The sequence below is a fragment of the Kluyvera georgiana ATCC 51603 genome (assembly GCF_001654985.1).
Taxonomy (GTDB): domain Bacteria; phylum Pseudomonadota; class Gammaproteobacteria; order Enterobacterales; family Enterobacteriaceae; genus Kluyvera; species Kluyvera georgiana.
In genome coordinates, this window is the sequence record NZ_LXEU01000043.1 from 41,476 (window position 1) to 58,615 (window position 17,140).

Annotated in this window: 14 protein-coding genes; 10 read left to right on the forward strand and 4 right to left on the reverse strand. The window is 53.5% G+C overall.

All coding sequences use genetic code 11. From position 1 onward, the window contains the following. Positions 1-220: 220 nt before the first annotated feature. Together M989_RS10155 and M989_RS10160 are read left to right on the forward strand one after the other, a co-directional pair. Entirely contained in the window at positions 221-1,600 is a 1,380-nt protein-coding gene (locus M989_RS10155; protein WP_064544927.1) for a glycoside-pentoside-hexuronide (GPH):cation symporter, read from the forward strand. 10 nt (positions 1,601-1,610) lie between these two features. Beyond that, positions 1,611-3,227, forward strand: a complete 1,617-nt coding sequence (locus tag M989_RS10160; protein WP_064544928.1) for a glycoside hydrolase family 43 protein — start codon at positions 1,611-1,613, stop codon at positions 3,225-3,227. Between the two features lie 12 nt (positions 3,228-3,239). Here the strand turns inward: M989_RS10160 and M989_RS10165 are convergent, their stop codons facing one another. The 3 genes from M989_RS10165 to pth form a co-directional block, all read right to left on the reverse strand. Next, positions 3,240-4,001: an IclR family transcriptional regulator gene (locus M989_RS10165; protein WP_064544930.1), complete on the reverse strand. Its 762-nt coding sequence runs from the start codon at positions 3,999-4,001 to the stop codon at positions 3,240-3,242. A 256-nt stretch (positions 4,002-4,257) separates the two neighbouring features. Next, entirely contained in the window at positions 4,258-5,352 is a 1,095-nt protein-coding gene (gene ychF / locus M989_RS10170) for a redox-regulated ATPase YchF (RefSeq protein WP_064544932.1), read from the reverse strand. A 115-nt stretch (positions 5,353-5,467) separates the two neighbouring features. Next, entirely contained in the window at positions 5,468-6,052 is a 585-nt protein-coding gene (pth, locus tag M989_RS10175; RefSeq protein WP_064544934.1) for an aminoacyl-tRNA hydrolase, read from the reverse strand. Positions 6,053-6,330: 278 nt separating this feature from the next. Between pth and ychH the strand changes: the two genes are divergently transcribed. Continuing rightward, a complete protein-coding gene (gene ychH, locus M989_RS10180; RefSeq protein WP_064544936.1) occupies positions 6,331-6,615 on the forward strand; it encodes a stress-induced protein YchH in 285 nt (94 codons plus the stop codon). 79 nt (positions 6,616-6,694) lie between these two features. On the opposite strand, the gene lysC is transcribed toward ychH, so the two are convergent. Then, on the reverse strand, positions 6,695-8,059 hold the full coding sequence (gene lysC, locus M989_RS10185; protein ID WP_064544938.1) for a lysine-sensitive aspartokinase 3: 1,365 nt from the start codon (positions 8,057-8,059) through the stop codon (positions 6,695-6,697). A 614-nt stretch (positions 8,060-8,673) separates the two neighbouring features. Here lysC and M989_RS10190 point away from each other — a divergent pair. The 7 genes from M989_RS10190 (at position 8,674) to M989_RS10220 (ending at position 17,133) form a co-directional block, all read left to right on the forward strand. Further along, positions 8,674-10,059 carry a diaminobutyrate--2-oxoglutarate transaminase gene (locus M989_RS10190; RefSeq protein WP_064544940.1) on the forward strand — a complete coding sequence of 462 codons (1,386 nt, stop codon included), beginning with the start codon at positions 8,674-8,676 and terminating at the stop codon, positions 10,057-10,059. Positions 10,060-10,074: 15 nt separating this feature from the next. Beyond that, complete coding sequence (locus tag M989_RS10195; RefSeq protein ID WP_064544942.1) at positions 10,075-11,538, forward strand: pyridoxal phosphate-dependent decarboxylase family protein; 1,464 nt, start codon at positions 10,075-10,077, stop codon at positions 11,536-11,538. Positions 11,539-11,734: 196 nt separating this feature from the next. Further along, entirely contained in the window at positions 11,735-14,500 is a 2,766-nt protein-coding gene (locus M989_RS10200; RefSeq protein WP_064545014.1) for a sigma-54-dependent transcriptional regulator, read from the forward strand. A 100-nt stretch (positions 14,501-14,600) separates the two neighbouring features. Further along, on the forward strand, positions 14,601-15,023 hold the full coding sequence (locus M989_RS10205) for a PTS sugar transporter subunit IIA (RefSeq protein ID WP_064544944.1): 423 nt from the start codon (positions 14,601-14,603) through the stop codon (positions 15,021-15,023). Positions 15,024-15,037: 14 nt separating this feature from the next. After that, positions 15,038-15,508: a PTS sugar transporter subunit IIB gene (locus M989_RS10210; RefSeq protein ID WP_064544946.1), complete on the forward strand. Its 471-nt coding sequence runs from the start codon at positions 15,038-15,040 to the stop codon at positions 15,506-15,508. Positions 15,509-15,524: 16 nt separating this feature from the next. Continuing rightward, on the forward strand, positions 15,525-16,304 hold the full coding sequence (locus M989_RS10215) for a PTS mannose/fructose/sorbose/N-acetylgalactosamine transporter subunit IIC (protein ID WP_064544948.1): 780 nt from the start codon (positions 15,525-15,527) through the stop codon (positions 16,302-16,304). Then, entirely contained in the window at positions 16,282-17,133 is an 852-nt protein-coding gene (locus M989_RS10220) for a PTS system mannose/fructose/sorbose family transporter subunit IID (protein WP_064544950.1), read from the forward strand. Before M989_RS10215 ends, M989_RS10220 begins: the two co-directional genes overlap by 23 nt. Positions 17,134-17,140 lie beyond the last annotated feature (7 nt).

Genomic DNA, 17,140 nt, shown 5'->3' on the forward strand with positions numbered 1-17,140 from the left:
GCAAAGTGAATCGTTATCACAGAAGTTAAAATACATAATCAATAAAGCAAAAATGATAATTGTTGCTGCATACCATCCTTTCTTACAATCGATCTTGTAATAATTATCTAATAAGCATGCGAATAAAGGGTGTATTCCTCACAAATGCACAGGCAGGTATTTTATTTTGTAGGTCCCAGCCATTCGAAATGAATTCCTCTCATATAATCTGGAGGTAGCAATGAAGTTAACCATGAAAGATAAAATCGGCTACGGGCTGGGTGATACCGCCTGCGGTTTTGTCTGGCAGGCCACCATGTTTTTACTGGCGTACTTCTATACGGATGTCTTTGGCCTGTCAGCGGGTGTAATGGGCACGCTGTTTCTGGTTTCACGCGTGCTCGATGCGGTAACCGATCCGCTGATGGGGCTGGTGGTAGACCGCACCCGTACCCGCTACGGCCAGTTCCGGCCGTATCTGCTGTGGGGGGCGATTCCATTTGGCATTGTCTGCGTATTAACGTTCTATACGCCGGACTTCTCGGCTAACGGCAAAATTATCTATGCCTCGATTACCTATATTTTACTGACCCTGGTTTATACCTTCGTCAACGTTCCATATTGTGCCATGCCTGGCGTGATTACCGCTGATCCGAAAGAGCGCCATGCGTTACAGTCGTGGCGCTTTTTCCTGGCGGCCGCCGGTTCATTAGCGATTAGCGGTATTGCGCTGCCGCTGGTTAATATTATTGGTAAAGGCAATGAACAGCTCGGTTATTTCGGCGCAATGTGTGTGTTGGGCGTTTGTGGCGTGGTATTGCTGTTTGTCTGTTTCTTCACGACTAAAGAACGTTATACCTTTGATGTGCAACCGGGGGCTTCTGTTAAGCAAGACCTGAAGCTATTAATGGGCAACAGCCAGTGGCGTATCATGTGCGCCTTTAAAATGATGGCGACGGGTTCCAACGTGGTACGCGGCGGCGCGACGCTCTATTTCGTGAAATACGTGATGGATCATCCTGAGCTGGCCACGCAGTTCCTGCTCTACGGCAGCCTGGCGACTATGTTTGGCTCGCTCTGCTCGTCTCGCCTGCTCGGGCGCTTCGATCGCGTCACCTCGTTTAAATGGATTATCGGTATTTATTCACTGATTAGCCTGAGTATTTTCTTTGTGCCGTCGGACAATATCGCGTTGATTTTCGCGCTGAATATTCTGTTCCTGTTTGTCTTTAACACAACGACGCCGCTGCAATGGCTGATGGCGTCCGATGTGGTGGATTACGAAGAGAGCCGCAGTGGGCGTCGCCTTGATGGCCTGGTCTTCTCGACGTATCTGTTCAGCCTGAAAATTGGCCTGGCGATCGGCGGCGCGTTGGTGGGCTGGATCCTCGCGTTCTCCAGCTATTCCGCCGGTAACGCCGTGCAGCCGGATAACGTGTTGACCACTATTAAAATTCTCTTCTGTATCGTTCCCGTCGTGCTCTACGTCGGCATGTTTACGCTGCTGTCGTTCTACAAGCTGAGCAGCAAACGGGTAGAAGAGATCAGCCAGCAGCTGCAACGTCAGCGTACCGCACCGCCTGAAACGCAACCTGCCGATGCCGCTGCGGCGGTGAACTAAGGAGAGCATTATGTACCAGATTGAAAACCCCATTTTGACCGGTTTCAACCCGGACCCATCGCTGTGTCGTGTAGGGGAAGACTATTACATCGCAACCTCGACCTTTGAGTGGTTCCCTGGTGTGCGTATTTACCACTCCCGCGATCTGAAAAACTGGTCGCTGGTCAGTACGCCGCTCAACACCGTGGCGCTGCTGGATATGAAAGGCGACCCGGATTCCGGCGGCATCTGGGCACCTTGTTTGAGTTACGCCGATGGAAAATTCTGGCTGCTTTATACTGATGTAAAAATCGTGGATTCGCCGTGGAAAAATGGCCGTAATTTCCTGGTCACCGCGCCGTCTATAGAGGGGCCGTGGAGCGACCCGATCCCGATGGGCAACGGCGGATTTGACCCTTCGCTGTTCCACGATACCGACGGGCGGAAATACTATATCTATCGCCCGTGGGGGCCGCGTCACCACAGCAACCCGCATAACACCATTGTGATGCAGGAATTTTTCGCCAACACGCAGAAGCTATCGCCAGAACGGACCACGCTCTTTACCGGCACGCCGTTGGGTTACACCGAAGGGGCGCATATTTATCGCCGCGAGGGTTACTACTATCTGCTGGTGGCGGAAGGTGGAACCAGCTATGAGCATGCGGTGGTGGTGCTGCGCGCTAAAACGCTGGCCGGGCCGTATGAGCTGCATCCGGACGTCAGCATGATGACCAGCTGGCATTTGCCGGAGAATCCGCTGCAAAAAAGCGGCCACGGCTCGCTGCTCGAAACCCATACCGGTGAATGGTATATGGCGTATCTGACCAGTCGTCCGCTGCATCTGCCGGGTATCCCGCGATTAGCAGCCGGTGGACGCGGATACTGCCCACTCGGGCGCGAGACGGGCATTACCCGCATTGAATGGCGCGATGGCTGGCCTTACGTAGAAGGCGGCAAACACGCGGCGCTCACGGTACCGGGGCCACGGATGACGGAGCAGGTGGCTTTAGGCTCGGGGGCATGGCGCACCGATTTCGACAGCGACAGGCTCGACCCGGAGCTGCAAACGCTGCGTATTCCGTTTGATGAAACGCTCGGTTCGCTCACCGCACGGCCGGGTTTTTTGCGCCTGTACGGCAATGATTCTCTGAACTCCACTTTTACCCAATCTACCGTGGCTCGCCGCTGGCAGCATTTCCGTTTCCGCGCGGAAACGCAGATGGCCTTTTCACCACGTCATTTCCAGCAGAGCGCCGGGCTAACCTGTTATTACAACAGTAAAAACTGGACGTACTGTTTTATGGACCGGGAAGAAGATCGCGGGCGGACGCTCAAGATTATTCAGCTCGATCACAACGTGGCGCACTGGCATCTTTATGACAACCCGATTCCGGTACCGGATGAGGTGGAAAACGTCTGGCTGCGGGTGGAGGTGGATGCACTGACGTATTGCTATCGCTATTCATTCGATGGTGAGAACTGGCAGACCATCCCGCTGACGTTCGAAGCGTGGAAACTCTCCGATGACTACATCGGTGGCAGAGGTTTCTTTACCGGCGCGTTTGTGGGGCTGCACTGCGAGGATATCAGCGGCGATGGCTGCTACGCTGATTTTGCCTCGTTCTCTTATCAGCCAGAAAGTTAACTGTCGGCTGGGCTAGCGCTCGCGGTAGCCCAGCGTTTTCGATAACCCAAGCCCGGCGTCGATCAGCATCTGGCGATAGGTTTCCAGACTGTCGTCGTTGACGCGTGATGTCAGTGTTGAGAGGCTTAGCGCCGCGATGACTCGCGACTCATGGTTCCAGACTGGTACCGCGATGCAGCGCACGCCCGGCTCGTTTTCTTCGTTATCCATGGCGTAGCCGTTGCTGCGGGTTTCTTGCAAAGCGGCAAGCAGCGAGGCGCGACTGGTAAGCGTGGACGACGTAAAACCCTGATACACATATCCCTCCAGTACGGCGGCACACTCTTCCTCGCTAAGCCAGGCCAGCAGTACCTTACCGATAGCCGTGGCGTGCACGGGCAATCGACGGCCAATGCGTGAATAGGCGATAGCCGCCTGCTTACCTTCGATTTTCTCGATGTAGACGCCTTCGTTACCGTCCAGAATACCCAGATGGGTGGTTTGTCCGGTTTCCTGAGACAGGGTGGTGAGCCAGCTTTTCGCTTTCTGGCGGATATCCATGGTGCCGACCACAAAGTGCCCACGCTCAACCAGTTTCATTCCCAGGCGGTATTTGCCGTTTTCCGGATTCTGATCGATGTAGCCATGAAGCTGAAGGGTTTTAAGAAGCGAGTGGAGGGTGCTTTTGCTCAATCCCATCTGTTTGCTGATTTCGGTAATTTTGAGTTCTGTTGCCTGCTCGTTAAACAGGTCGAGGATCTGCAAAGCGCGTTCAACAGACTGAATTATTGGCATAATTTCCCACCGTCTACGAAGAATTCTCCTTGCGTGAACGTACTATTTTCGTCGGGGAAAAGCAATGCCGGATAAACACAGCGTCACGCAAAGTGGCGACGCGCGGCTCTGGTGGTGTCATGTTCCCGTGACCGATTCGTTTTTATATATGCGTTAAATAGATAAAATATAAAAAAATCCACGCAATTGCGTGGATTTAAAGTTTATTTTCTGCTCTCCGGGACGGTAAGAGACCGCCAGAAATAGCAGATTATATTTACACGTTGAACAAGAAGTTCATCACATCGCCATCTTTAACGATGTAATCTTTCCCTTCTGCACGCATCTTGCCGGCTTCTTTCGCGCCCTGCTCACCTTTATAGGTGATGAAGTCTTCAAACGCGATGGTTTGCGCGCGGATAAAGCCTTTTTCGAAGTCGGTGTGGATTTTACCCGCAGCCTGCGGTGCAGTTGCGCCAACAGGGATGGTCCATGCGCGGACTTCTTTCACGCCAGCGGTGAAGTAGGTTTGCAGGTTCAGCAGTTCATAACCGGCGCGGATCACGCGGTTCAGACCCGGCTCTTCGAGACCCATTTCAGCCATGAATTCTTCACGGTCAGCATCGTCGAGTTCTGCAATGTCGGCTTCAACGGCGGCGCAAACGGCGACCACAACAGAACCTTCAGCCGCGGCGATTTCGCGCACTTTATCGAGGTATGGATTGTTTTCAAAACCGTCTTCGTTGACGTTGGCGATATACATGGTTGGCTTCAGAGTCAGGAAGCTCAGGTATTTGATGGCCGCTTTATCTTCGTCTGTCAGCGTTTTCAGCGCGCGCAGCATGCCCGCGTTTTCCAGCTGTGGCAGGCATTTTTCCAGCGCGGCCAGCTCGGCTTTGGCGTCTTTGTCGCCGCCTTTCGCTTTCTTCTGCACGCGGTGAATCGCGCGTTCACAGGTGTCGAGGTCGGACAGCGCCAGTTCGGTGTTGATGACGTCGATGTCGTCAGCCGGATCCACTTTGTTGTTCACGTGGATGATGTTGTCGTTTTCAAAGCAGCGAACAACGTGGCCAATCGCTTCGGTTTCGCGGATGTTGGTCAGGAACTGGTTACCCAGACCTTCACCTTTGGAAGCGCCTTTTACCAGGCCCGCGATATCAACGAATTCCATGGTGGTTGGCAGGATGCGCTGCGGTTTAACGATTTCCGCCAGCTGGTCCAGACGCGGATCGGGCATCGGAACAACGCCTGTGTTCGGCTCGATAGTACAGAACGGGAAGTTCGCCGCTTCAATACCCGCTTTGGTGAGCGCGTTGAACAGGGTGGATTTGCCTACGTTTGGCAAACCAACGATACCGCATTTGAATCCCATGTTTAAATCACCTTAATCTTTTGATATTCAATCTGTTATAGAGAACAGATTGTAGAAAAGTAAATAACTCAGACCATTATACACGTCATGCGAGAAAAATACCGCAGTCGTCGGTCTATTGCGCCTTAAAAGCGTGTAATCGGTTGGTTGCTTTAGTCAATCCATCTTTTAGCCAGATCTCTGTACAGCGCGCCGCTTCGTCTACCGCATCGTCGATCAACTTCTGCTCCGCTGCCTGAGGTTTTCCCAGCACAAAACCCACAACTTTGTTTTTATCGCCCGGATGGCCAATTCCAATGCGTAAGCGATGAAAATTAGGGTTATTGCCCAGTTTGCTGATGATGTCCTTCAGACCGTTATGGCCGCCGTGTCCGCCGCCGAGTTTGAACTTCGCCACGCCTGGAGGGAGATCCAACTCGTCGTGAGCCACCAGAATTTCATCCGGATTAATACGATAGAAGGTTGCCAGCGCCGCCACGGCTTTACCGCTGAGGTTCATAAAGGTGGTTGGCACCAACAGGCGTACATCTTCCCCGGCCAGATTAATGCGGGAGGTGTAGCCAAAAAACTTACTTTCTTCACGCAGCGGGGCGCGAAAGCGCTCTGCCAGTAAATCGACGTACCATGCGCCCGCGTTATGACGCGTTCCCGCGTACTCTGCGCCGGGATTCGCCAGGCCGACAATCAGTTTAATCGTCACGTTTTTGTTCCTGAGTGGGCAATCTTTCCGGCGGCTAGTTTACGTTGTGACGACGCGCTTGACAAAAATTAGCGCTGAAAGGGCTGAAAACTGAATAGTTGATGTGCGGAATAATATTGTTTGAAAAGTATTTCAGTCACTTAAATGTAAAGTTATGTTGATGATATGTTCACGTTTGTGATCGGGCACGCACTTATCCACAGCGCTGTTGTCTATACTTTACACACAAGGAATAGGGATATATCCCTAAACCCAAAGCAATCTACGGAGGTGACACTATGAAACGCAAAAACGCTTCGTTACTCGGTAATGTGCTCATGGGGTTAGGTTTGGTCGTTATGATCGGCGGTGTAGGTTACTCCATTTTAAACCAATTGCCGCAGCTTAACCTGCCTCAGTTTTTTGCGCATGGGGCGATTTTAAGCATCTTCGTTGGCGCGATTCTTTGGCTGACCGGTGCACGTATCGGCGGGCATGAGCAGGTGAGTGATAAGTACTGGTGGGTTCGTCATTACGATAAACGCTGCCGCCGCGGTGGTGGAACATCGCACCGTCATAGCTAAATAAATGGCGCCATGAGGGCGCCTGCAAACAGATAACAAAGTCCCGGTCGTCAGGCCGGGACTTTTTGCTTTTATAGACTTATGACTCGAACAGCTGGAGATGCAGGGCCTTGATGGCGCTATCGGCCTCGTCGGCTGGCAGCAGGAAGCACAGATTATTACTGGATGCGCCGTGGCAGACCATACGTACCGCATGTTCTTCAAGCCAGGCAAAAACATCTTTAAATACGCCGGATGCCTGCGTGAGCTGATTCCCGACCAGCGTGACCAGCGCCAGCCCGGTTTCCACTTCAACACGACAGTGGGAAGAGAGCTCGGTAAATAATGACGTGGTTAGCGTATGGTCCTCACCTGAGGTGGCGTGAGTAGAGTCCAGCGCCAGCGCGATGCTGTTTTCAGAGGTTGTGACCAGGTCGGCTGCGACAGAATGGCGCGCTAACAGGGTAAACATCTGGGCTAAGAAGTGGCATGACGGCTGCGCGTCGAGGCTGTGTAAGCGCAGTAGCGTCTGCTTACGTCGCACTGCCACCGCACGATAACGCGGCGGGTTCTCCGTCGTGCTGCACACCAGCGTGCCGCCGGCAGCGGTATTTTTACTCGAGCCGACAAATACCGGAATGTTTTTGCGCATGGCAGGCAGCAACGTTGCCGGATGAAGCACTTTCGCGCCGTAGGCCGCCATATCGCTGGCCTCGGAAAACGAGATGCGATCGATACGTTTGGCATTTGGCGCAATGCGCGGATCGGTGGTGTAGATTCCCGCTACGTCGGTCCAGATATCAACCCGACCGGCATTCAGCGCTTCGCCGAGCAGTGAGGCCGTGTAATCGCTGCCGCCGCGACCCAGGGTTGTGGTATGGCCCTGCGCGTCACGACCAATAAACCCCTGAGTAATAATGATGGCTTGCTCCAGACGCGGACGCAGATGCGTCTCGGCCAGCGCCGCCAGCGCATCGATATCGGGGGCTGCACAACCATAGGTGTCGTCAGTGCGAATTACGCTACGGGCGTCAAACCAGCTGGCCTCTGCCTCACGTTCACGCAGCACTTCGGTGAACAGCAGGGAAGACATTAGCTCACCGTGGCTGACCAGTTCATCACTCAGCGCGGCGGATGGCGATGTGGCCGCCGTTTGCGCCAGGTGACCGATATTATCGAGGAGATTATCAATTTCCTTGCTGATAACGGACGGCTGCTTCAGGCGGGAAATAATATTGTACTGAATAGTACGTAACGTCTCGAGTTTGTCTAATTGCTGACGACTTTCCAGACCTTCAGAAAGCTCGACCAGGAGATTCGTGACGCCTGCCGAAGCAGAGAGAACAACTAAACGAACGTTGGGATCAGCAAGAACAATGCTGGCACTGCGGTTCATCGCGTCAAAGTCAGCGACGCTGGTGCCGCCAAATTTGGCAACGATGAAATGTGGATAAATGCGAGTCATAACAATCTCATATCAGGGCGCCATCATTTAATGGCTAGAAAATTTTCATTCTCGGCATAAGGGAAGCGATCTTCGCCTTACGAAATGTCCGCCCGCGAACATTTCTAATGACAACCCAGGAATCTCTCCTGTTGTCGATAACGTGTTTCGCCTGTACGCGTTACCGGGTGATGCGCATTAGTTCTTTATTTACAGAGCCTGCAAATAAGCGCGCCATAGTAAGTGATTTATTCAGAGGGATCGACTTTTTTATTATATTTCATCGTAAACAAGTGAAAAATCATGCTTTAACGACGTAATGCATACATTAATAATGGTAAATTCATGTAAAAGAATAATAAAACCATGAAAAACTGATGGTTTTCTTTACATCATCTGGATGTCAGTTGTATGACGCTGTGTAAGATAAACGGTAACAAATTCTTATAAATTTAGCACTATAGCGTTGCTGTTATGTATTGATTTTAAAAGTGAAAATGACATTTTTCCGCAATGCAAAATAAATGATTGAGTCCAGTGCTAAAACAACATATATTAGCCGCGCTTTTTTACAGGTAACCCTTATAACCATTTATTCAATCAGGCGTTAATCTACACCTGGTTGTAGGAGTGATATGATGACGGATAAAGTCCGTATTGATACTTTAAGTGCTAATTCATTACCACAGAGCAATGATACCTTTTTAGCAAGACAGGCTGAGTTTGAATCTAATGTCCGCAGCTATCCGCGTAAACTGCCATTGGCTATTGCCAAAGCGCAGGGCGTCTGGATTACCGACGTAGAAAATAATCAATATCTTGATTGCCTTGCAGGTGCCGGTACCCTGGCGCTCGGTCACAATCATCCTGAAGTGCTCCAGAGCATTCAAAGTGTCATCACAAGCGGCTTACCGTTACATACGCTTGACCTTACCACGCCGTTAAAAGATGAGTTTTCATCTTATTTACTGTCTTTATTACCGGGCCAGGGCAAAGAATATTGCCTGCAGTTCACCGGGCCGTCCGGCGCGGATGCCGTTGAAGCGGCGCTGAAGCTGGCGAAGAAAGTGACCGGCCGTTCCAGCATTATCAGCTTCTCAGGCGGCTACCACGGGATGACCCATGGCGCGCTGTCCGTGACCGGCAACCTGTCGCCGAAAGAAGCCGTCAGCAACATGATGGCGGAAGTGCAGTTTATGCCGTATCCGCATCAGTACCGCTGCCCGCTGGGTATTGGCGGTGAAGCTGGCGTTAAAGCATTAACCTACTACTTCGAAAACCTGATCAACGACGTTGAAAGCGGCGTGCGTAAACCGGCTGCGGTGATCCTCGAAGCGGTACAGGGCGAGGGCGGTGTAAACCCGGCTCCGGTCGAGTGGCTGCAGCGCATTCGTAAAGTCACTCAGGAACACGGCATTCTGCTGATCATCGATGAAGTTCAGGCTGGCTTCGCGCGTACCGGTAAGCTGTTCGCCTTCGAACATGCGGGTATCGAACCTGACATCATCGTCATGTCCAAAGCGGTGGGCGGTGGTCTGCCGCTGGCGGTTCTGGGTATTAAGAAGCAGTTCGATGCGTGGTCTCCGGGCCACCACACCGGCACTTTCCGCGGCAACCAGCTGGCGATGGCCACCGGTCTGACAACGCTGAAGATCCTCAAAGACGACAAGATTGCCGACAAAGTTGCCGCCCAGGGCGAGTGGCTGAAAGGCAAACTGGCTGACCTGCAGAAACGTTACCCGGTGATTGGCCAGGTGCGCGGTCTGGGTCTGATGATCGGTCTGGAAATCGTTAAGCCGAACGAAGCGCAGGATCACATGGGCTGCTACCCGGCCGATGGCGAGCTGTCCGCGCTGCTGCAGAAAAAATGCTTCGAAAACGGGCTGATTCTGGAGCGCGGCGGTCGTAACGGTTGCGTACTGCGCCTGCTGCCGTCTCTGCTGATCACTAACGCTGAGCTGGAAGTGTTCCTCGATAAATTCGAAAACGCCCTGCTGGGCGCTGGCGTAAAGCCGGTTTAAACGGAGTTGGATCGAATGTCAGACGTAAACCCGATTCTGTCCGGCTCGGCGCAGAGCATTGCCGCCTACCAGGACGCTATCGAGCAGAGTACGCAAGCGGTCGTTGAATGGTTGAAGCAGCCTGAAATGTATCAGGGCAAAACCGTTGAGCAGCTGCGCGAACGTATCAACCTGAATTTTACGTCTCAGGGCCTGGGCAACCAGGCCGCTATTGAGCGTGCGGTTGAATACTTTCTCAAAGACAGCCTGTTGGTTCACCATGCGCAGTGCGTGGCGCACCTTCACTGCCCAAGCCTGGTGATTAGCCAGGCGGCGGAAGTGCTGATCAACGCCACTAACCAGAGCATGGACTCCTGGGACCAGAGCCCGTCGGCCACGATCATTGAGATCAAACTGATCGAATGGCTGCGTGAGCAGGTGGGCTATGCGGCAGGTGATGCAGGCGTGTTCACCAGCGGCGGCACCCAGAGCAATCTGATGGGCCTGATGCTGGCGCGCGATGCGTTCTTTGCTCGCCAGGGGCACTCCATTCAGCAGAATGGTCTGACCGGCGACCTGAGCAAAATCAAAGTGTTCTGCTCTGAAAGCGCGCATTTCTCCGTGCAGAAAAACATGGCGCTGATGGGACTGGGCTACCGCTCCGTTACTCAGGTGAAGACCGATGCATACTCGCGTATGGATCTGGCGGACCTGAAAGACAAGCTGGCCCAGGCACAAGCCAACGGCGAGCAGGTGATGGCGATCGTCGCCACTGCGGGAACCACCGATGCGGGCGCCATCGACCCGCTGGCGGATATCGCGGCGCTGGCGGCAGAGCACCAGATCTGGATGCACGTGGATGCGGCATGGGGCGGGGCGTTACTGCTGTCTGAGAAATATCGTCACTTCCTGAACGGCCTTGAGCTGGCAGACTCCGTGACGCTGGACTTCCACAAGCAGTTCTTCCAGACCATCAGCTGCGGCGCGTTCCTGTTGAAAGACGCGCGTCACTATGAGCTGATGCGTTACCAGGCGGCATATCTGAACTCTGATTTCGATGAAGAGCACGGCGTACCGAACCTGGTGTCGAAGTCGCTGCAGACCACGCGCCGTTTCGACGCGCTGAAGCTGTGGATGGGCCTCGAAGCGCTGGGTAAAAAGCAGTATGCCGAGATCATTGATAACGGCGTCACGCTGGCGCGTGATGTTGCTGAGTTTGTGAAAACCCAGCCGCATCTGGAGCTGGTGATGGAGCCGCAGCTGGCAAGCGTGCTGTTCCGCTTCCGTTCGGCAAGCGACGATATGGCGTTTGTTGCGCTGCTCAACCAGCGTATCGGCGACGTGCTGCTGGCTTCCGGTAGCGCTAACGTCGGCGTCACCGAAGCCGATGGCATCACCTGCCTGAAGCTGACGCTGCTGAACCCGACCGTGTGCCTGGAGGATGTGAAAGTCCTGCTGGCGAGCGTGAAGGCAACGGCTGAGCAACTGCTGAAAGCCTGAATTTTCAGGCTTGCTCGCGAGCCCTGACGGGCAGACGAATCCGGAAGCGTTTACGCTTCCGGATTTTTTTATCCTCGCGACCAAACGTCCTCGCGGTGGTTTTTGTGGTTCAGAGCACAAAAAATAAATTATGCGCCAACGCCGGGTCGATTTCCCCGCATCATAAACGCCTGTGATGGTGATGATGGGGGATGAGATGCGTAAAACGGAACTATTAGCTTTTCTACAAAATCAGACGGATTTTTTTGACCCCGATAATCTGAGCGACGTTTTTACCGCCAGCGATCTGGCTCAGCGTTTTGCCATGCAGCGCAATACCGCCAGTCATTACCTCAATCAGCTGGTTGCTCAGGATGTTCTGGTGAAGATCAACACGCGTCCGGTTTACTTCCTGCATAAAAAGGCGTTCAGCCAGCAGTTCTTTCCGCTATCCCGTAACGAGTACGCCAGCATGGCGGAACTGCTTGCTGAGAGCGATCGTCAGCCGGAGCCGGTCGATCATTTTTCACTGCTGACCGGCCATGACGGTAGCCTGCGAAAGCCCATTGAACAGATGAAAACCGCGCTGTTTTATCCTGACGGCGGGCTGCCGCTGCTTATCACCGGTGACAGCGGTACCGGGAAAAGCTATATGGCGGAACTGATGCACGAATACGCTATCGCGCAGGGGCTGCTGGCCCCCGAAGCCCCCTTTGTCAGCTTCAACTGCGCGCAGTATGCCAACAACCCGGAACTGCTGGCTGCCAACCTGTTTGGCTATGTCAAAGGGGCTTTTACCGGCGCGCAGAGCGATAAAGCCGGGGCCTTCGAGGCGGCGAACGGCGGGCTGCTGTTTCTCGATGAAGTTCATCGTCTGAACGCGGAAGGGCAGGAAAAGCTGTTTACCTGGCTGGATCGTAAAGAGATATACCGCGTTGGAGAGTCCGCGCAGGGGGTGCCAGTCTCGCTGCGGCTGGTATTTGCTACTACCGAAGACATTCACAGCACCTTCCTGACAACTTTTATTCGCCGTATCCCGATTCTCATCAGCCTGCCGGATTTACAGCATCGCAGCCGCCACGAGAAAGAGGCGCTGATGCTGCAATTTTTCTGGCAGGAAGCACGAACGCTCAACGCACGGCTACAGCTGACGCCGAGGTTGTTGCAGGGGCTGACGCACTATGTTTATCGCGGCAATGTTGGCGAGATGAAGAATGTGATCAAATACGCGGTGGCTTCGGCCTGGGCCCGGCGGCCGGGCAGCGAAGTGCTTAATGTGACGCTGCACGATCTGCCGGAGAACATCGTGGCCGCAACGCCCGCGCTCAATGAGCCGCTCTCCCAGGAAGAGCCGCTGCTTGTTGAGCCCCACACCAACCTGCACTGGCTACAGCGCGCGCGCGATCCGGCGCAGAGCCTGATTTACGATACCCAGTGCCGCGTGCTGGCGCTGTATGAAGCGGTGCTGAGTCAGAAAAGCAGCTGGGAGGAGGCGCAAAAAAGCATGGGCGAAGAGATTGAAACGCTCTTTGACCGGCTGATTTTCGATAACTCTGACGCCCACAGTGCCCATATGCTGCTGCTGGCCACGCAGCAGGTGCGGGAAGAGTTCTATCGGCTGGAAAAACGCTTCAATATTCAGTTTAACGGCAACTGTATTTATGCCCTGAGCCACTATCTTATCCATCGCTCCCGCCAGACACTGTCCACTTTAAGCCGCGAGAAAAGCCGCCAGCTGGAGAATTTTCTCGTGCAGAAATTTCCGCTGCTGTACCGCTTTTGCGAGGCGATCCTCGCCGCGCTGGCGCTGAAGCTTGATATCGAACCACGGCGCGTGGATCTGCTCTTGCTGGTACTGTGGCTGCAAAAAACCGGCGCCGTCAGCCAGCAGCAGGTGACCCGGGCGATCGTTCTGGCCCACGGCTATGCGACCGCCAGCAGTATCGCCAACGTGGCGAATCGGCTGCTGAAAAGCCAGCTGTTCGAGTCGTTTGATATGCCGCTTGATGTGACCCCCGAGGCGATCGCCAACCAGGTTCAGAGCTACATTGAGAGTCATGCGCTGGGTTCCGGGCTGATTATTCTGGTCGATATGGGCTCGCTAAAGGCGATTCACAGTCACTTTAATCGCCGCCTGTCGACGCCGGTCGCAATCGTCAACAACGTCTCGACCAGCATGGCGATGTATGTGGGAGAACGCATATTGCAGGGGGATATGCTGGAAGATATTGTGCGGGAGATTGGCGGCGCGCTGGCCGTTGAGCATCAGCTTTATTACCCGCAAGCCGATAAACCGAGGGCCATTCTCACCACCTGCGCGACCGGTATGGGGGCGGCGGCTAACCTGTCGGCACTATTAAGCGCCAGCATCCCGGCTGCGCTGGCCATTGATATTGTGGCCTGCGATGTCGATACGTTGGCCTGTCCGGCACGTCGTGAGCCGCTGCTCAGCCGCTACGAGGTGCTGGCGGTGGTCGGCACGCTCGATCCTCATCTCGAGGCGCTACCGTGGATCTCGCTGGATTCGCTGATATCAGGCGAGGGCAGTAGGCCGCTGATGCGCATTTTTGGCGAGCTGGCGACGGCTGAGCAGGTGAGCGAAATTAATAACCTGCTGCTCAAGAACTTCTCGCTGCGCCGGGTCATTGAGTCGGTAACGATCCTTGATACGGGGAAAGTGATAAATCAGGTAGAGCAGTTTTTATTGCGCTATGAGCACCTTGCCGGCTGCCAGGTGGCTAACGATCGGAAGGTGGCGCTGTATGTTCATATTAGCTGCCTGATTGAGCGGCTGATCCGTAATGCCTCGCCGACTCACGATGCGGGGAAACAGTGTCCGGAGAGCGAACTGGTTATTCTGCGAGAGGCCTTTAGTGTCATAGAAAGCGGATATAGTGTCAAAATCCCGCGTATTGAGCTTTGTTACATTCTCGATATCCTGACGCGCGAAACAGAATATATTCAGCAAGATCAAGAGTTTTAACACCCTTCATCTTTTCATTCTGAGCCTGACCGGTGCGCCACTGTTTCTGGCATGCCGGTTGCAATAAGAGAAAGCAGTGGAATGCGCTTTCGAGGTAAGGATGAAACGACACTATATTTTTGCCAGTCATGGCACTTTCGCCAACGGCCTGTTGAATTCCGTGGAGCTGATTCTCGGTAAGCAGCCGGATATTCACACCCTGTGCGCCTATGTAGATGATGACGTTGACCTGACCCAACAGGTCGAATCACTGCTGGCGAACTTTCTCGCCGACGATGAACTGATTGTGATTACCGATATCTTCGCCGGTAGCGTGAACAATGAATTTGTCCGCTTTTTATCGCGCCCGCACTTTCATTTATTGTCCGGTCTGAATTTACCGCTAATTATCGACTTACTTATTTCCACGCAGGAAAGGGATACCGATAAATTAATTTCTGAAGCGCTAGCTAGCGCTAAAGAGAGCATTCAGTACTGCAATCATACCATTGCCAGTGCGACGACCATTGATAAAGACTTCTGAACACAGGAGGCGTCATGATTAAATTTTTAAGGGTAGATCATCGTTTACTTCACGGTCAGGTAGCTTTTTCCTGGACGCAATATGTTGGCGCAGACTGCATTTTAATTGCTAACGACAATGTGCCCAACGATGAACTGCGGAAAACCACGATCAAGCTCGCTAAACCGCCTTCAGTCAAGCTGGTGATTAAAAATATCGATGACTCAATCGAGTCGATAAAAAGCGGCGTCACGGATAAATACAAATTATTTATTGTCGTGGAATCGGTGACTGATGCCTGGCGCATCGTGAATGCCGTTGAGGGTATCAGCAGTATTAATTTGGGTGGGATTAAAGCGAAAGAGGGCAGCCAGAATATCTCTAAGGCGATTAATTTATTGCCGGAAGAAATCGTGCAGCTGCAGCAGCTCATCGACAGCGGCGTTGAGGTCGAAATTCGCCAGGTCCCGAACGATCGCAAACAGCTTTTAGCGGAATGTCTTTAATTCCGGAGGACAGATTATGGTAGAGGCTCTGTTACTCGGTCTGGTGGCGTTTATCGCGCAATCAGAGTACGCGATGGGAACATCGCTCATTTCGCGGCCAATCGTCACCGGCTTGCTAACCGGGTTAGTACTGGGGGATGTGCAAACCGGCGTCATTATGGGGGCCACGCTGGAGCTGGCGTTTATTGGCTCTTTCTCGGTGGGCGCATCGATTCCGCCCGATGTGGTCACCGGTGGCATACTCGGCGTGGCGTTTGCGATTACCTCCGGTGCGGGCACGGAAACGGCGCTGCTGCTGGGCCTGCCGATTGCCACCCTGACGCTGATTTTGAAAAACGTCTACCTGGGGATGTTTATTCCCTGGCTCAGTCAGAAGGCTGATGGTTATGCCGAACAGGCGGATACGCGCGGCATTGAGCGTATGCACCTTATTGCTGGATTCGGGCTGTCGTTAATGCTGGCGACGGTGGTCACGGTATCGTTTCTTGTCGGCAGTAATGCGGTGAAATCGCTGCTGGATGCGATCCCGGAATTTATCAAACACGGCCTCAGCGTGGCGACCGGCATTATTCCGGCGCTCGGCTTCGCAATGCTCGCCAGGCTACTGATTAACAAGAAAGTTGCGCCGTATTTTTTCCTCGGCTTTGTGTTGATGGCCTATCTGAAAATCCCGGTAACCGGAATAGCCATTCTGGGCGCTATCGTGGCGGTGGTGATGGTCAACGTTACCGCGCTTCATTCACCCCGTACGGCCACAGAACAAGGAGTCAGCGATGACGACGAAGATAATTTCTGAAGAATCCCTGCCGCCGCAGGTAGAGGAAGAAACCCGCATAACGCCACGCGATCTGCGTCGAGTGTTCTGGCGCTCCTTTCAGATGGAGTTTTCATGGAACTATGAGCGGCAGATGAACCTCGCTTTTGTCTACGCGCTGATCCCGGTACTGAAGAAACTCTATCCGCGGAAAGAGGAGCTGGCCGGGGCGCTGAAGCGGCATCTGGTGTTCTTCAATACCACGCCGCACATCGTCACCCTGTTGCTGGGAATTACCACGGCGATGGAGGAGAAAAATAGCCAGCAGAACAAGATGGACGCCAGCGCGATTGATAACGTTAAAGCGTCGCTGATGGGACCGCTTGCCGGGCTGGGAGACTCTTTCTTTTGGGGAACGCTGCGGCTGATCGCCACCGGCATCGGCACCAGTCTGGCGCTGAAGGGCAATATCCTTGGGCCAATTTTATTTCTGCTGGTGTTCAACGTGCCGCACATCCTGGTGCGCTGGTTCTTCACGCGCTGGGGTTACGTACTGGGGACAGGCGTGCTGCAGCGGATCCAGAAAAGCGGAATGATGGAAAGCCTGACCTACGGGGCGTCGATTATCGGCCTGATGGTGGTGGGGGCGATGACTGCCTCGATGATTGATATCACCATTCCCATCTCTTTTGGTGCCGGGGAGGCGAAAACCCAGGTGCAGGACATTATCAACGACATTATGCCTTGTCTGCTGCCACTGGTGAGTTTTGGCATTGTCTACTGGCTGCTGGGGCGAAAGGTCAAACCGCTCACGATTATTGGCGGGATGGCGCTGGTGGGCATTGCTGGATCGTGGATTGGATTATTTTAACGGGAGA

What these genes read in the sequence shown, in the direction of transcription:
- M989_RS10155 (WP_064544927.1), top strand. Translation starts at nt 221, where the DNA reads ATGAAGTTAACCATGAAAGATAAAATCGGCTACGGGCTGGGTGATACC.
- M989_RS10160 (WP_064544928.1), top strand. Translation starts at nt 1,611, where the DNA reads ATGTACCAGATTGAAAACCCCATTTTGACCGGTTTCAACCCGGACCCA.
- M989_RS10165 (WP_064544930.1), bottom strand. Translation starts at nt 4,001, where the DNA reads ATGCCAATAATTCAGTCTGTTGAACGCGCTTTGCAGATCCTCGACCTG.
- ychF (WP_064544932.1), bottom strand. Translation starts at nt 5,352, where the DNA reads ATGGGATTCAAATGCGGTATCGTTGGTTTGCCAAACGTAGGCAAATCC.
- ychH (WP_064544936.1), top strand. Translation starts at nt 6,331, where the DNA reads ATGAAACGCAAAAACGCTTCGTTACTCGGTAATGTGCTCATGGGGTTA.
- lysC (WP_064544938.1), bottom strand. Translation starts at nt 8,059, where the DNA reads ATGACTCGCATTTATCCACATTTCATCGTTGCCAAATTTGGCGGCACC.
- M989_RS10190 (WP_064544940.1), top strand. Translation starts at nt 8,674, where the DNA reads ATGATGACGGATAAAGTCCGTATTGATACTTTAAGTGCTAATTCATTA.
- M989_RS10195 (WP_064544942.1), top strand. Translation starts at nt 10,075, where the DNA reads ATGTCAGACGTAAACCCGATTCTGTCCGGCTCGGCGCAGAGCATTGCC.
- M989_RS10200 (WP_064545014.1), top strand. Translation starts at nt 11,735, where the DNA reads ATGCGTAAAACGGAACTATTAGCTTTTCTACAAAATCAGACGGATTTT.
- M989_RS10205 (WP_064544944.1), top strand. Translation starts at nt 14,601, where the DNA reads ATGAAACGACACTATATTTTTGCCAGTCATGGCACTTTCGCCAACGGC.
- M989_RS10210 (WP_064544946.1), top strand. Translation starts at nt 15,038, where the DNA reads ATGATTAAATTTTTAAGGGTAGATCATCGTTTACTTCACGGTCAGGTA.
- M989_RS10215 (WP_064544948.1), top strand. Translation starts at nt 15,525, where the DNA reads ATGGTAGAGGCTCTGTTACTCGGTCTGGTGGCGTTTATCGCGCAATCA.
- M989_RS10220 (WP_064544950.1), top strand. Translation starts at nt 16,282, where the DNA reads ATGACGACGAAGATAATTTCTGAAGAATCCCTGCCGCCGCAGGTAGAG.